General features: G+C 68.0%; 15 protein-coding genes. 7 read left to right on the top strand and 8 right to left on the bottom strand.

All coding sequences use genetic code 11. The annotated features are described in order from the left end of the window. Positions 1 to 228: 228 nt before the first annotated feature. The 3 genes from KF745_00515 to KF745_00505 are packed head-to-tail and all read right to left on the bottom strand — an operon-like array spanning position 229 to position 3,594. Entirely contained in the window at positions 229 to 1,431 is a 1,203-nt protein-coding gene (locus KF745_00515) for a type II secretion system F family protein (protein MBX3356887.1), read from the bottom strand. Next, the gene (locus KF745_00510; GenBank protein ID MBX3356886.1) at positions 1,428 to 3,149 is read right to left on the bottom strand and encodes a type II/IV secretion system protein; all 1,722 of its coding nucleotides are present in this window, start codon (positions 3,147 to 3,149) and stop codon (positions 1,428 to 1,430) included. The genes KF745_00515 and KF745_00510 overlap by 4 nt, the downstream gene beginning before the upstream one ends. Continuing rightward, the gene (locus KF745_00505) at positions 3,142 to 3,594 is read right to left on the bottom strand and encodes a PilZ domain-containing protein (GenBank protein ID MBX3356885.1); all 453 of its coding nucleotides are present in this window, start codon (positions 3,592 to 3,594) and stop codon (positions 3,142 to 3,144) included. Before KF745_00505 ends, KF745_00510 begins: the two co-directional genes overlap by 8 nt. A 117-nt stretch (positions 3,595 to 3,711) precedes the next feature. Between KF745_00505 and KF745_00500 the strand changes: the two genes are divergently transcribed. The 6 genes from KF745_00500 (at position 3,712) to KF745_00475 (ending at position 7,801) form a co-directional block, all read left to right on the top strand. Further along, positions 3,712 to 4,011, top strand: a complete 300-nt coding sequence (locus KF745_00500; protein ID MBX3356884.1) for a hypothetical protein — start codon at positions 3,712 to 3,714, stop codon at positions 4,009 to 4,011. Continuing rightward, entirely contained in the window at positions 3,974 to 4,858 is an 885-nt protein-coding gene (locus tag KF745_00495) for an HAD family phosphatase (GenBank protein MBX3356883.1), read from the top strand. The genes KF745_00500 and KF745_00495 overlap by 38 nt, the downstream gene beginning before the upstream one ends. A gap of 3 nt (positions 4,859 to 4,861) precedes the next feature. Continuing rightward, positions 4,862 to 5,731 carry a ribosomal RNA small subunit methyltransferase A gene (rsmA, locus tag KF745_00490; GenBank protein ID MBX3356882.1) on the top strand — a complete coding sequence of 290 codons (870 nt, stop codon included), beginning with the start codon at positions 4,862 to 4,864 and terminating at the stop codon, positions 5,729 to 5,731. 104 nt (positions 5,732 to 5,835) lie between these two features. After that, the gene (locus KF745_00485) at positions 5,836 to 6,939 is read left to right on the top strand and encodes a phosphotransferase (GenBank protein MBX3356881.1); all 1,104 of its coding nucleotides are present in this window, start codon (positions 5,836 to 5,838) and stop codon (positions 6,937 to 6,939) included. 104 nt (positions 6,940 to 7,043) lie between these two features. Continuing rightward, complete coding sequence (locus KF745_00480; GenBank protein MBX3356880.1) at positions 7,044 to 7,244, top strand: hypothetical protein; 201 nt, start codon at positions 7,044 to 7,046, stop codon at positions 7,242 to 7,244. A 17-nt stretch (positions 7,245 to 7,261) separates the two neighbouring features. Continuing rightward, entirely contained in the window at positions 7,262 to 7,801 is a 540-nt protein-coding gene (locus KF745_00475) for a beta-hydroxyacyl-ACP dehydratase (protein ID MBX3356879.1), read from the top strand. Here KF745_00475 and KF745_00470 read toward each other — a convergent pair. The 3 genes from KF745_00470 to KF745_00460 all read right to left on the bottom strand — a co-directional run bounded on the left by KF745_00470 (position 7,782) and on the right by KF745_00460 (position 10,561). Next, positions 7,782 to 8,303 (bottom strand): GNAT family N-acetyltransferase, encoded by a 522-nt coding sequence (locus tag KF745_00470; protein MBX3356878.1) that lies wholly within the window; start codon positions 8,301 to 8,303, stop codon positions 7,782 to 7,784. The two genes, KF745_00475 and KF745_00470, sit on opposite strands and share 20 nt — an antisense overlap. A 102-nt stretch (positions 8,304 to 8,405) precedes the next feature. Continuing rightward, a complete protein-coding gene (gene atpD, locus KF745_00465; GenBank protein ID MBX3356877.1) occupies positions 8,406 to 9,845 on the bottom strand; it encodes a F0F1 ATP synthase subunit beta in 1,440 nt (479 codons plus the stop codon). Positions 9,846 to 9,970: 125 nt separating this feature from the next. Continuing rightward, entirely contained in the window at positions 9,971 to 10,561 is a 591-nt protein-coding gene (locus KF745_00460) for a hypothetical protein (GenBank protein ID MBX3356876.1), read from the bottom strand. Positions 10,562 to 10,804: 243 nt separating this feature from the next. Here KF745_00460 and sucC point away from each other — a divergent pair, with 243 nt between their 5' ends. Beyond that, positions 10,805 to 12,052: an ADP-forming succinate--CoA ligase subunit beta gene (sucC, locus tag KF745_00455; protein ID MBX3356875.1), complete on the top strand. Its 1,248-nt coding sequence runs from the start codon at positions 10,805 to 10,807 to the stop codon at positions 12,050 to 12,052. Between the two features lie 83 nt (positions 12,053 to 12,135). Here the strand turns inward: sucC and KF745_00450 are convergent, their stop codons facing one another. Together KF745_00450 and KF745_00445 are read right to left on the bottom strand one after the other, a co-directional pair. After that, positions 12,136 to 13,815: a DUF3459 domain-containing protein gene (locus tag KF745_00450; GenBank protein ID MBX3356874.1), complete on the bottom strand. Its 1,680-nt coding sequence runs from the start codon at positions 13,813 to 13,815 to the stop codon at positions 12,136 to 12,138. Positions 13,816 to 13,882: 67 nt separating this feature from the next. Further along, positions 13,883 to 14,941 carry a hypothetical protein gene (locus KF745_00445; protein ID MBX3356873.1) on the bottom strand — a complete coding sequence of 353 codons (1,059 nt, stop codon included), beginning with the start codon at positions 14,939 to 14,941 and terminating at the stop codon, positions 13,883 to 13,885. Positions 14,942 to 14,977: the final 36 nt, after the last annotated feature.

Genomic DNA, 14,977 nt, shown 5'->3' with positions numbered 1-14,977 from the left:
CGTGGCACCCGCCGTGTATGTATCCGACAGGAGACTGGCCTTCATGAGCGTTTCGGTGCAGCGCCGACCAGCCCCAGAGCGCCAGAGCGTCATAGACGGACTCCGCGGCACAGGCGCTCAGGCTTCACGCGCAGCCGGCTTGGGGCCGCGGCGGGCGCATGGGAATGAGAGCGGACGCGTCGGGGCGTCCGCTCTCCTGCAACAAGGGGTCGTGGTGCCTGGACGGGTCTAGCTCACCAGCTTGACCATGTCCCACATCGGCAGGAAGATCGCGAGGGCGACGACCAGCACGACGCCGGCGATGAGCACGATGAGCACGGGCTCGATGACCGTGCCGATGTTCTTGGTCAGGTGTGCAGTCTCCCGCTCGTAGTGGCGGGCGATGAGCTGGCACATCTTGGGGACGTCGCCCGACTCCTCGCCCGCGCTGAGCATGCGCTTTGCGAAGTTGGGAATATAACCGCAGACAGCCAGGACGTCCCTGAGCCGTCCGCCGGTGCGGACCTGTTCGGCGATGCGCTGGCCGTCGCGGAGCAGCGCGGGGCGTCCGGAGGCGTTGGAAGCCAGTTCGATCGAGTCGATCAGGCCGACGCCCGACTGCACGCCTAGGCCCAGGACTCGCGTGAAGCGGCTCATCGCCGCGCCGACGAGGATGTCCTTGATGATCGGGATGCGGTGGAAGATGGCCTCGATGAAGTTCCGGCCCCGCGGGCGATTCCAGGCGAACTTGATCATGAACACGCCCGCCACGGCGGCACCGAGGTAGGCCCACCAGTAGGCCTGCATGGACTCGCCGACCGCCATGAGGATGCGCGTGAAGATCGGGAGCTGCTGCCCCTTGGAGGCGAACATCTTGGCGAACTTGGGGATGACCACGCCGATCAGGAACGTGACAGCCAGGACCAGGACGACGACGACGCAGGTGGGGTACATGAGGGCCGACCGGACCTGCTGCTGGCTTTCCCGCTGGCGCTCGAGCAGCTCCGAGAGGTGCTCCAGCACGGGCACGAGGTTGCCCGTGCGCTCGGCGGCGCGGATCGTCTGGATGTACAACTCGCCGAAGACCTTGTGGTGATGCGTCATCGCGTTGGCGATCTGCTCGCCGGCCTCGATGCGCGTGGCGATGTCGGTAATGACCTCGCGGAGCTTGGCGTTGGTCTCCTGCTGGGCGATGGAGAGCAGGCCCTCTCCGATCGGGATGCGGGCGCCCATGAGAACGCTGAACTGGTACGTGAAGTGCGCGATGTCCTTGACGCGGATGGTCCGGCCTCGGGCGCGGACGACCTCCCGCACCTGCTTGATGCGGACGGGCGTGAGATCCAGCGCGGCGACCTGGCGGAGGGCGTCGGCCTTGCTGCCGGCGCGGAGCACGCCCCGGCGCTTGACGCCGGACTTCTCGAGTGCGGTGTATTCGAACGCGATCGTGCTCATGCGCTGAGCCTCCCTGCGGTGCCGTCCGGGTGATGCGCGGCGTGGTCGGCGGACCCGGCGTCCTCGCCGGAGAGTTCGAGCGCGACGACGCGGGACACCTCTTCGAGCGTGGTGTGACCGAGCTGTGCCTTCTCCAGGCCGTCGAACCACATCGGGCGGTAGCCGCACGACTCGGCGGCCTGCTTGATCTGGATCGTGGTCGCGCCCTTGTCGATCGCCTTCTGCACGGGGATGCCCATGTCGAGCATCTCGTACACGCCGATGCGGCCGCGGTAGCCGGTGCTGCTGCAGCGTCCGCACCCGGCGCCGCGCTGGAAACTGGCCTTGTCGGGGCTGAGCCCGAAGCGGGCGAGCACGAGCGGCGTGGGATGGTCGGGTGCGGCGCAGTGCTGGCAGACGCGCCGCACCAGCCGCTGGGCGACCACGCACAGCAGCGCCGAGTTGATGGCGAAGGCCGGGAGACCGAAGTCGCGCAGCCGCGCGATCGCGCCGGGCGCATCGTTGGTGTGCAGCGTGCTGAGCACCAGGTGGCCGGTGAGCGCGGCCTGCACCGCGATGCGGGCGGTCTCCTCGTCGCGGATCTCGCCCACGAGCACCACGTCCGGGTCCTGCCGCAGGATCGAACGCAGCGCCCCCGCGAAGGTCATGCCGATCTCGCTGTGGACCTGGATCTGGCGGACCATCGGGAGCCGGATCTCGACCGGGTCCTCGATCGTCATGACGTTGACGTCAGGGCTGTTGAGCCGCTTGATGGCCGTGTAGAGCGTCGTCGTCTTTCCCGAGCCGGTCGGGCCCGTGACCAGGATCATGCCGTGCGGGTGCTCGATCGCGGACTCGAACTGGGTGGTGATCGCCGGCGGCAGCCCCAGCTCAGCGAATCCCTTGATCGTGCCGCCCGAGGCCAGGAGCCGCATGACGACGTTCTCGCCGCACACCGTCGGGATGATGCTCAGCCGGATATCCACCGCCCGGTCGGCATGCGTGAAACGGAACTTGCCGTCCTGCGGCCGGCGCGTCACAGTGAGGTCCAGGTTGGCCATCACCTTGAGACGCTGCACCAACCCGAGGTGCGCCGACAGCGGCGGCCCCTGGCGCGGGTGCAGCGCCCCGTCCACGCGGAAGCGCAGGTGCAGCGACGACTCGTCGGGCCCGATGTGGATGTCGCTCGCGTTCTCCATCACCGCCTGGGCGATGATCTGGTTCACCGCGGCGACGATCGGCTCGTCGCCCGTGGTCAGGCTCGCGGCCTGCACGGCGGGCGAGAGACGCGTGTCACCGCCCGCGTGCAGCGAGTAGGCGCTCGCGATCAGCTTGGCCAGCGCGCCGGGCTCGCAGAGCACCGGCTCGATGTCGGTCTTGAGCAGGGCGCGGAGCTGATCGACCGCCTTGAGGTCCAGCGGGTCGGCCATGCCGACGGTCGTCAGGTCCCCGAGCTCGAACAGCGGGAACGCCTCGAGCCCCTCGGCCACTGTCCGCGGCAGGCGAGAGGCGTTGCTGATATCCGTTTCAAACTGATCAAGATCAACAAACGGACACTCGGCGATGGCGGCCCGCGTGATCGTCACGTCCCTCGCGGGCACGATCCCCAGGTCGATGACCGCCTGCGACTTGCCGACCTTCTTCTCCAGGGCGTGCCGCGCGACATCCTCCGCGCGGGCCCGGTCCAGCCGCCCGTCCTCGACGAGCATCGCGATCACGAACTCATCGTGGCTAAACATGCGCACCCGCCTCTCCCGCCGAGAGCGCGCCGTTTCGGATCTGCTCCATCAGCGCCCGGCGCTGGGATTCCTCGACGGGATCGTCGCTGATGAACGCCGTCCCGATGTAGTACGTAGGCGACTTGTCGACCATCGCCGTGCGCTGGATCCGCACGCGGGTCTCGAAGATCGTCCGGGCGGACTTCGATCCGCCGGCCTGGTCGTCGGCTCGTATCAGGCGGACGTCGAGGTGACACCCCTTGGGGAGGAAGACGTTCGACGAGAGCCCGAGCCCGCCCGAACTGATGTCAACCATGGTCACCTGAATCGTGCCAGCGCCATCCCCCACGGTCCGTGAGAGCACCACCTTGCGAGCGTGCTCCGACGAAACCGCAACCTCAACGGCGACCTGGCACTCATGCCGGTCATGCTGACGGACGACCAAATGTTCGTTACCGGACGTCATGGCTGCTCTCGTTGATGTCAAACGGACCCAACTGGGGTATCGGCGGCGGGGCAGGCCGAGTTGATCGGGGTCTGGAAACTCGGGGTTTCTGCGTCAATCGCGTGGTAGGCTTATGGCATGCCAATGTCGGTCCCCATGAGGCGCGCCATCGCCGGAACCGGGGTCTGCATCCTCATGCTGCTCTACATGCCGGACTCGGCCGTGGTTATTGCCATCGCCGGGCCGTGCGCCGCGTGGTACTGCTGGCGCCACCCGCCAGAAGGCTGCTGCCAATCGTGCGGGTACGACCTCACGGGGCTCACATCCGACGAATGCCCCGAGTGCGGCGCCCGCCCCGAGCCGGGGGCGCAACGCCACGCGGCGGCTACGCTCAACCGCGATGTCCACCCCCTACCGCCTGCTGGCCCTGGATCTTGACGGCACGCTGCTCGACCCGTCGGGCAACGTATCGAGGGCCAACGTTGAGGCAGTCCGCGCAGCGCGCCACGCCGGTATCACGGTCTTGGTCTGCACCGGTCGCGGCTTGGTCGAATGCCGGCACGTCCTTGACCGGATCGAGCAGGACGACCCCGTGGTCATCGCCGGCGGCTCGATGCTGGCCTGCCCGCGCACGAGTTCGACGCTGCACCGCTTCCCGATGGAGCGAGACCTGGTCCGAGCGGCCGTTGACCACATCACCGGCGACGGACACGCCGCCCTCGTGCTCAAGGACCGGCACGCGGCGGGGTACGACTACTTCGTCATCACCCCCGACGGCGCGAGCCTCGACCCGGTCACGAGATGGTGGTTCGAGGCACTGGGCGTGGCCGTGAGGCACGCCACCTCGCTCGACGAAGACGAGCACCCGGAGCACACCGTCCGCGTCGGTCTCTGCGCCCCGGGCCATCGGTCCGCCGCGGCGGCCGCGCGAATCCGCGAGGCCTTCCGCGACCGCGCCGTCCTGCACTATTTCCCCGCCGTGATGCCCGGGTCGGACATCACCGACCCGGCCGAGGTCGCCCTGATCCTCGAACTCTTCGATCCGCGGGTGTCGAAGTGGACCGCGATCTCCTGGTTCGCCGCCCAGCGGGGGATCCCGCTCGGATCGATCGCGGCGATCGGCGACCAGGTGAACGACATCCCGATGATCGCCCACGCGGCGCTGGGGATCGCGATGGGCAACGCGATCGAGGAGGTCAAATCCGCGGCAAAGCGGCACACCCTCCCGAACACCCGCGACGGCGTGGCCCACGCGATCGGCGAGATCCTCGCGGGGCGGTGGTAGCCCATGCAGACGCTCGCGCAGATCAAGCAGGTGCTCGAGACCCACGGCCTGACGCCCAAGAAGTCGCTCGGCCAGAACTTCCTGATCGATCAGAACCTCATCCGCAAACTGGTCGACGCCTGCGGCGTCAAGCCCGGCGATCTCGTGCTCGAGGTGGGCCCCGGCACCGGGACGCTGACCGAGGAACTGCTCTCCCGCGGGTGCGACGTCGTGGCCTGCGAGCTCGACGACCACCTCAGCGCGATCCTCGCCGAGCGAGCCCACGAGATCCCCGGCGGCGAGCGCCTCACCGTCGTCCACGCCGATTGCCTGTCGAAGGAGCGGGAGCTGAGCGAAGCCGTCCGATCGGTCCTCCGCCGGCTCGCCGCGGGGCGCGGGTTCCGGCTCGTCGCCAACCTCCCCTACGGCGCCGCAACGCCGCTGCTCACCACTCTTCTGCTGGACCACCCCGCGTGCAGCACGATGGGGGTGACGATCCAGCGCGAAGTGGCCGACCGGCTGCTCGCCAAGCCCGGAACCAAGGAATACGGCGGGCTCACGGTCATTGCACAATCGCTCGCCCGTGTCACCCGCATCGCCACCCTGCCGCGCGAGTGCTTCTGGCCACGGCCGGAGGTGACGAGCACGATGGTGCTGCTGGAACGCTCCGAAGCCCCACGCACGTCGGATCCCGCCGGGCTGTCGGAGTTCTGCCGCGTCATCTTCGCCCAGCGCCGCAAGCAACTCGGGTCGCTCTTGAGCGCCGCCGGGGTGACGATCGCCGGCCCCTGGCCCGAGGGCGTGTCGCCCAGCGCCCGCGCCGAGCAACTCAGCATCGAGCAGATCGAGTCCCTGCGCCGGATCGCACACCGGGGTCCGCCCCCGGCCCCCTGAGCGGCACGGGGCAGAGATCCGCCGACGATTTCGCAGCCACGGCCTCGACGCCGGTTGGGGCCCGGGGTATCTTGTGGTAGGTCTTCCAGCCGAGGGCTGCGAGCATGGTCGCTCAGCCATCTCCAGGCGATTCCGACACTCATCACGCCCATCATGCCGACGCCCACCCCGCCCAGGGCAACGGCAGCGGCGATCTCGCCGCGCTGCTCGAACCGGCGCTCCGCGCCGCGTGCCGCGACCGCCTCTCGGGGATCCAGTGGTTCAAGTCGACGTGGCAGGCCGGGGGCGCCTCGACCGGCTTCGCGGAGTTCAGCGATCCCGATGGCGGCGGCGTGCCGGTCGTCGTGAAGCTCCCCGTGGGCCCCGCCGAGTACGTATGGACCACCGGAGTCGCCGAGCACGCCTCGGCGCTCGGCGGCGATCAGCCCGAGCGGCACCTGCCCACACCGCGCGTCTTCGCATCAGGGCAGGAACTGGGCGGGTACGACCTCGCGTGGATCGTTGTCGAACGCCTGGAGGGCCAGCCGCTGAACCACGGGCTCTCGGAAGCCGGCGTGCTGGACCTGCTCCGCGCTGCGGCACGGTGGTACCTGCTGTCATCGCGTATCAAGCCGCCGGGCAAACCCCCGCCCCAGCCGGATTGGGAAGCGGTCCTGCACAAGGCCCGCGAAGCGCTCAAGCAGGCGCAAGGCCCCCACGGCACCCACGCCATTGAGAACCCCCAGCATTGGAACGCCGTCCTCAAGGACGTGCACCGCGCACTGCCGCGCCTGACCGTGATCTGGGACTCCCGCCCCATCAACTCCTGGTGCCACGGCGATCTGCACCCCGGCAACGCCATGCGCCGCGCCGCCGCCGGGAACGGCCATGCCGCGGCGGGCAACGGAGACAGCCCGTGCGTGCTGCTGGATCTGGCCCTCGTGCACGCCGGGCACTGGGTCGAGGATGCGTGCTACCTCGAAAGGCTGTACTGGGGGAAGCCGGAGATGCTGCACGGCGTCAAGCCGGTCACGGCCCTCAACAAGTTCCGCAAGGAACTGGGCATGCACCACGGCCCGGAAGAGGACCACCAACTGCTGGCGAACGTCCGCCGCGTGCTCATGGCCGCGACGGCACCCGCGTACCTGCAGCGAGAGGGGCACCCGAGGTACATCAAGACCGCCCTGGAGACCCTGGAACGCCTGCTGCCCTTGATCCCGCGCCATTAGCACGTGCAAAGAACCGTTTCCGGCCCTGCCAACGCCCGACCACGAACCGCCGTATACTCGTCTGGTGTGCATCGCCCTTGGGGCGGTCGTCTTGGCAGGAACTATTGAAAGGTCCAGCCGTGCAGCAATACGAGCAGATGAAGCAGATGCTGGCAGACATCGAGGAAGATGTGCGCAAGGCCGAGGGCGGCAACAAGGCCGCGGGGACTCGCGTGCGCTCCGTGATGCAGGACGTGAAGAACCTCGCCCAGGACATCCGAAAGGCCATTCTGGAGAAGCGCGAGCAGCAGCCCGACCAGAAGTAAGCCGCTACTAGCCCCTTATGACCACGTCCCACGCCCCCCACTCCCGGCCCACCGGTGCCCCCGGCACGGAGACCGCCTCCGCCGGCGGGAAGCCGTTGTTGTTTGACCTGGCCGGCATCGACATGTCGGGGCGGATTCTCTCGCGCGACGACATCGCCAAGTACAACCCCCACCGGGGCGAGATGGCGCTGCTGGACTGGATTGTCTGGCAGAGCGAGGACCTGAGGCGCGGCGTGGCGCTCAAGCACGTCCGCGACGACGAGTTCTGGGTCCCAGGGCACTTCCCCGAGCGCCCGCTGATGCCCGGGGTGCTCATGCTCGAGGCCGGCGCCCAGCTCGCGTCCTACCTGTATAACGCCCGATTCCCCGAACCTCGCATCGCCGCGTTCATCGGGATCGACGATGCGTCGTTCCGCAACCCGGTCTCGCCGGGCCAGGACCTGCTCCTCCTCTGCGAGGAAATCCGCTTCACGCCCCGCCGGTTCAGCAGCCGCATCCAGGGCGCTTCCGGGGGCAAACTGGCCTTCGAAGCCCAGATCACGGGGATGACGCTGTAGCGGCCCCTGCCGGTCCCACTGGCGGAGCCGCGGCGGGTGAATAGACCTCGCGATTGACGATCTCCATGTACCGCGACGGGTCTTCGGTGTGCCTGAAGCCGAAGCGTTCGTACAGGGTCTGTGCATCTCGCGTCATCAGCGCGATGCGCCGCAGCCCCCGGAGATCGGGATGAGCAAGGACAGCCCCTATCAGTCGCACACCCAGCCCGCCGCCGCGGTGAGACTCCAGGATGTACACATCCGAGAGGTAGGCGTACGTCGCCGCATCGGTGATGACTCTGGCGAAACCGACCTGGGCCGGCAGATCCGGGCGCGCGGGACGCGGGACCAGCCGGTCGTAGACGCCAAACGGGAGAGACCCCGCCACAGCGCGCCGAACGATGTCGCTGGGGATCCCAGGCGACCAGTACGACCTCGCGAGCGCCGCATGGATCGCCTCAAGATCGAGAAGTGATCGGTCGGTGGAGATGAAGACGCTGTCATCACGGGCCTGATCGTTCATGGCTGAGCATAGATCACGGCCATCCGGCTCGGACCGGCGCCGCTGACAACAAAAAACCCCCGGCCGGGGCCGGGGGTCGTTGGTCGTGAACTCGAAGCCGGATCAACCGGCCTTCATCTTCTCCGCCTTCTTGCGTGCGTCGTCGAGGGTGCCGACGTACATGAACGCACCCTCGGGGATGTCGTCGCCCTCGCCGTTGCACAGCCGCTCGAACGACTCGATCGTGTCGTTGAGCGGGGTCGTGACACCGGGGAAGCCCGTGAACACCTCGGCCACGTAGAACGGCTGGCTGAGGAACCGCTCGATCTTGCGGGCGCGGGAGACGACCAGCTTGTCGTCCTCGCTGAGTTCATCAACGCCGAGGATGGCGATGATGTCCTGCAGGTCCTTGTACCGCTGGAGGATCGACTGCACCCGGCGAGAGACGCGGTAGTGCCGCTCGCCCAAGATGTCGGCGCTGAGGATTCGGGACGTCGACGCCAGCGGATCGACCGCCGGGTAGATGCCCTTCTCGGCGATGCCGCGGCTGAGGACGACGAAGGCGTCAAGGTGCGCGAAGGCCGTCGCCGGGGCCGGGTCCGTGAGGTCGTCCGCGGGCACGTAGATGGCCTGCACCGACGTGATGGCGCCCTTGCTCGTCGACGTGATCCGCTCCTGCAGCTGCCCCATCTCCGTGGAGAGCGTGGGCTGGTATCCGACGGCGCTGGGCATGCGGCCCAGCAGCGCCGACACCTCGGAGCCCGCCTGCGTGAAGCGGAAGATGTTGTCGATGAAGATCAGCGTTTCCTTGCCCGACGAGTCGCGGAACTCCTCGGCCATGGTCAGCGCGGAGAGCGCCACGCGGAGGCGGGCGCCCGGCGGCTCGTTCATCTGGCCGAACACCATGGCCACCTTGTCGAGCACGTGGCTCTTCTTGCCGGAGGCGTCGAAGTACTCCGCCTCCTTCATTTCACGCCACAGGTCGTTCCCCTCGCGGGTCCGCTCGCCCACGCCCGCGAACACGCTGTAGCCGCCGAAGTTGCGGGCCACGCGGGCGATCATCTCCTGGATGACGACCGTCTTGCCGACACCGGCGCCGCCAAACAGGCCGATCTTGCCGCCGCGGACGAACGGGCACAGCAGGTCGATGACCTTGATGCCCGTCTCGAGGATCTCGGTGTGCGGGTTGAGCTCGGAGAACTCGGGGGGCGAGCGGTGGATCGGCCGCGTCTGCGCCCCCGCCACCGCGGGCAACTTGTCGATCGGCTGCCCCAGCAGGTTGAACACCCGCCCCAGCACCCGCTCCCCCACCGGCACCTGCACCGGCGTGCCGATGTCCTGGCACTTCATGCCGCGCCGGAGGCCGTCGGTCGAACCGAGCGCCACCGCGCGGATGCGCCCGCCGCCAAGGTGCTGCTGCACCTCGCCCGTCAGATCAAGCTCGCCCGCCGGCGTCTTCTCCTTGATCGTCAGCGCGTTGTACAACTCCGGGAGCTGATCCTCCGAGAACTGGGCGTCGAAGGTGGATCCGATGACCTGCGTAATCGTGCCGGTAGTCGCCATGTCGCTTCCTCTGCACGCGGCTGTTGGCCGCGGCCCGAACAATATCCTTCCTCCACTCGGGAGGGAAGGGCCCAAAGGATAGCGGGCGCTTTACCCATCGGCCAGCCTGTTCAACACCCCCCGCCTCACCCCGGCAGCGGCGGCTGTGGCGACCGCACCACGGCACTCGCCTCGCAGGTGACCTCGACAATCACCATCCGCGCCCCCACCGGAGCCCGCGCCGAACGCGGCACCCACGCCGGCTCCGCCCCGATGCGCACCCTTCGCGCCACAGGTGTCGCCGCCGAAACCGGTGTCACACCCCCACCACCAGCAACACCCCTCTCGAGCACCTCGTCACCCACACCCGGCCCCACCATCGCCAACTCCGCCACGCCCCCAATCGCCTTGCCCAGCATCGCCGCCACACCGAAGGCCGACCCGAATCGGTCCATCGCGGAACGAACGACCGAGCCAATCGAGGTGCGGAACCCCCCGGCCCGCGCGAGCCACTCCGCCACCGGCCACGCCGGCGCCTCGGCTCGCTCCGCGGCAACTGGCAACTCCAAGGCCGCCGAAGCCGGCGCACTGGCCGAAGCCTCCTGCGCCTCGCGCCCACGCACCGACCCGATTCCCCACACCGCCGCCCCGAGGGTGATCCCCACCACCACCCCGGCGATGATGAGCAGCCACGTCTGCGACCTCGACCCATCGCGAGCCTGGCCAAAATCGCTCATCGTGGGTTCCGATCGACTTCCCACTTCCACACTCCTGCGGCCATCCCACTCGTCACTGGTGCTACCGACACCCAGATGCCCGGTGCCACTTCTTCCGTCACGCCTCCTTGAGATTCCACGCCCCCGCCGCCGCGAGCCCGCAGGGCCGAAAACCGTCCGCACCGGCCCGATCCCCGCCCTCCGCTCCCCTACTATCGCCCTCATCGAATTCCCCACCATCACCCACTGCCCCCGCCGCACCATATGAAGATCCACGAATACCAGGCCCGCGACCTTCTCCGCTCCGCCGGCGTGCCCGTCCCCCCCGGTCAGATGATCGAGACCGTCGACGACGCCGCCGCCGCGTACAAGGCCGCTACCTCCGCGAAGTCCCCCCTCGCCGTGATCAAGGCTCAGGTCCACGCTGGCGGGCGCGGCAAGGCCGGCTTCGTCAAACTCGTGAACTCCGCCGATGAGGCTACCCAGGCCGCCCGCTTCATGCTCACCAACCGCATGAAGTCGCCGCAGACGCCCCCCGAGGGCCTCGAGGTCAAGAAACTCCTCATCGCCGCCGGCGTTGATATCGCCGAGCGCCGCGGCGGCGCCCCCGGAGCCCGCGAGGAGTTCTACCTCGCCATCACCACCGACCGCAAGACCCGGCGCAACGTCCTCATCGCTTCCCGCGAGGGCGGCGTCGAGATCGAGCAGGTCGCCCACGACACCCCCGAGGCGATCATCACCGAGCCCCTCCACCCCCTCCTCGGCCTCCAGCCCCACCAGGCCCGGCGCGTCGCCTTTGAAGTCGGCTTCCGCGGCAAGCAGGTCCCCCAGGCCGTCGGCATCATGCTCGGCCTCGCCCGCCTCTTCGAGGAGAAGGACTGCTCCCTCGCCGAGATCAACCCGCTGATCATCACCCCCGCGACCCCCGACCACCCCGACGGCCAGGTCCTCGCGATCGACGCCAAGTTCAACTTCGACGACAACGCCACCTTCCGTCACGCCGACATCGCAGCGATGTTCGACCCCTCCGAGGAGAATCCCGCAGAGATGCGCGCCCGCCGCTTCGGCCTCTCCTACATCGCCCTCGACGGCACCATCGGCTGCCTCGTGAACGGCGCCGGCCTCGCGATGGCGACCATGGACATCATCAAGCTCCACGGCGGCGAGCCCGCGAACTTCCTCGATGTCGGCGGCGGCGCCTCCGAAGAGGCCGTGACCGAGGCGTTCGGCATCATCCTCTCAGACCCCGCCGTCAAGGGCGTCATGGTCAACATCTTCGGCGGCATCATGAGGTGCGACACCATCGCCCAGGGGATCGTCAACGCCGCCAAGGGGCACAAGAACGCCGACGGCAGCAAGGGCTTCAGAGTGCCGCTGGTGGTCCGCCTCGAGGGCACCAACGTCGAGGCCGGCCGCAAGATCCTGAACGATGCGAGGAAGGACATCCCCACGATGCAGGCCGCGACGGACCTGACGGACGCGGCGAAGAAGGTGTGCGCAGCCGTTGGGTAACTTCAGTCGCCCGCACACCGCCCCAAGTCGATCCTCGGTATTCACACTGATGCGTGCGATTCGCCGCGCCGATGTGGCCTTCTCTACGGCACCCTGACCACATACACCGACCTCGGCGCCAACCTCGCGATCGGCTCCCCTCCCGACGCTACCGGCTCGCCGTGCAGCACCTCTACCGCTCCCGCTTCCTTCAGCCGGTCCGCGATTCCCTCGCCCAGTTCCAGCCTGTAGCCGCTCACCGGTTCCGCGCCGAGGTTCGCGATCACCAGGAACTGCTCGTCCCCCATCCACCTCCGGAACGCCAGCACCCGCGGCGAGCCCGACGGCACCACCTCGAACTCACCCCGTCGCAGGGCCGCATGGTCCAGCCGCAGCCGGGTCAACTTCTGGTACAGCCCCAGCAGCGATCCCGTCTCCCCCTCCTGCCCCTTGACGTTCCGTGTCTCCGCGTCGGCGTTGAGACGCTCCCACGGCGTCACCCCCGCCGCGGCGAACCCCGCGTTCGCCGAGCCGTCCCACTGCATCGGCGTCCGAATCCACTCATCCGGTTTGTCGCCGCTCATCCCGATCTCCTCCCCGTAGTAGATGAACGGAATCCCCGGCAACGTCAGCAGCAGCCCCGCGGCGAGCCGGGCCTTGGACTCGTCCCCCTTGAACACCGTCATCACTCGCGCCTGGTCGTGATTAGTCAGAAACGTCGCGAACTGGTTGCGCGGAAACGCCGCCCACGTCCCCGCCGCGGCCCTGGCCAGCGGCGCAGCGTCGCCGGTGTTCGCGGCGTCCATCACCGCCTGCGCCAACTGGAACTCGAACGACGTGTCCATCTGGTCGCCGACGTACGTCGAGATCACATCCGTCGTCGACCACACCTCGCCGACCGTGAACGCCTCGGGGTTGCGGGCCTTGTAGAACGTGTAGAACCCGCGGAGCCAGTCGTGCGTCTGCGGCGTGTTGTCCTGGTTCGGCCCGTTCTCGATCAGGTGGCGGATGGCGTCCAGGCGGAACCCGTCGGCCCCCATGTCGTCGAGCCAGTACGCGATCGTGCGGTTCATCTCCGCGGTCACCGCCGGATTCGCGTAGTTGAGGTCCGGCATCTGCCGGCTGAAGCAGCCGTAGAAGTACGGCCCGCCCGCCGACCGGTCTGTCAGCGGGTGCCACACCTTCTGGTTCCATGGCCCGCGATAACCCGGGTCAGAGTCGGACCAGATGAACCAGTCGTGGTGCGGATCGCCCGGGTCCGCCGCGAGCCGGAACCACTCGTGCCGGTTCGAGCAGTGGTTGAGCACCAGGTCGATGATGACCCGTATCCCCCGCTTGTGGCACTCCGCGATCAGGACCTTGAAGTCCTCGTTGGTGCCGTACTCGCGGTCGATCGTGAGGTAGTCGGTCGTGTCGTAACCGTGGTAACTCGGCGATTCCGTGATCGGCATGAGCCAGATGCCGGTCACGCCCAGGTCGGTGGTGGTCGCCGGGTTGCCGTCGTTCAGGTAGTCCAGTCGGGCGATCAGCCCGCGGAGGTCGCCGACGCCGTCGTTGGCAAGCGGACCCTCGCGCGAGTCGTAGAACGAACGCACAAAGACCTCGTAGAACACCGCGTCGTTCCACCACCCCTCCCGCACCGGCCCGCGGAACCGCTCCCCCGCGGCCTGCGTGGGCGGAACCGCCGCGCTGGGGTTGGTCGTGGCCTGGCCGAGTGTGAACTGAACCGCCGCGGCGTAAAGGCACGCGCCGGCAATCAGCATCCGCGTGGTGTGGCTGCGCATGGACACATTCTTCGCCCGCGCCGGGACCAGGGCCTGAGAATCGATAGGTCTACTACCGGGCGAAGACTCAGCCGCCCCGCTTGGCGAGTTCGGCCTTCAGTTCCTGGGCGACGTACTGAAGCTTCTTCTTGTCAGGCCCCTCGGGCATGAAACTGACCCCGGTCTCGATGCCGACCAGGCTCTTGCGGATCGTGTCGATCGGGGCCTTGCTGATGTTCTCGAGCATCTCCTTGGCCTCGGCCTGATGCTCCGGCGTGAGGTCCTCGAGCTTGATCTGGGGAGCAGCCGCGGCCTTGGGCTTCTCCACACCGTCCGCCTTGTCGGTGCTGGCCGACTTCACCTCGTCGGGGAGTTCGAAGACCTTCGGGTCGACGTTGTTCACCTCGACAAGCGTCATCTTGATCTCGCTTGTGCCCTCCACCCGTTCGCCACTGGCGGTGCGGGCCGTCGGCGAGTTCATCTTGATGAGGTGAAAGAACTTGACGCCGTTGATGGTCTTCCAGTCCTCCAGCGTGATGGTCGTCGTGCCGACCCGCTGCGTCTGCTCGAACCCGACCGGCAGCGCCGTCTCCTTGTCGAAGAACATCGTCCCATCCTGCCCCGTCTTCTTCGTGTACGCGAGCTTGTAGCACTCCCGCCCGTTGAAGTTCGCCGTCCCGGCTACCGCGATCCGGCTCAACTCCTCCTTCACGAACGACTTGGGATCGATCATCATCATGTGCATCCCGGCGGAGCCGTTGATCTGCTGAACATCCTCCGGAGTCGTCGCGAGAACGTACCCCACTGGAGTCTTGATCCACGGTGTCTTGCCGTCGGTGCCCCGAATAACGTCACCGAACTCCATCTTGGCGATGGTGAGACGGCCGCCCGACCGGGACCAGTACGTCTCTATTTCGACGTTCTGAGGGTTCAGGCCGAATGTCGCCTTCGTGTGAATGGTCTCGATCTTGTCGATCGCATCCTGCCCGCCGGCCGCGGCCATCGCCTTACCCAGCACGTCGTCGACACTCGGCAGATCGTCGGAAACCGCCGACGGGGCACGCTCGCTCGGCATGGCCGCCGCGAGCGGCGCTCCGGTGAAGATCGCAAGGCCACAGCAGACTACCAACAGGTGCGCACGGCTCATCGGCGGCTCCATCAAGGCGGTCGGTCGCCCATCGCG

The sequence above is a fragment of the Phycisphaeraceae bacterium genome (assembly GCA_019636655.1).
Classification (GTDB): domain Bacteria; phylum Planctomycetota; class Phycisphaerae; order Phycisphaerales; family UBA1924; genus JAHBXB01.
This window is presented reverse-complemented; position numbering and strand designations above follow the sequence as displayed.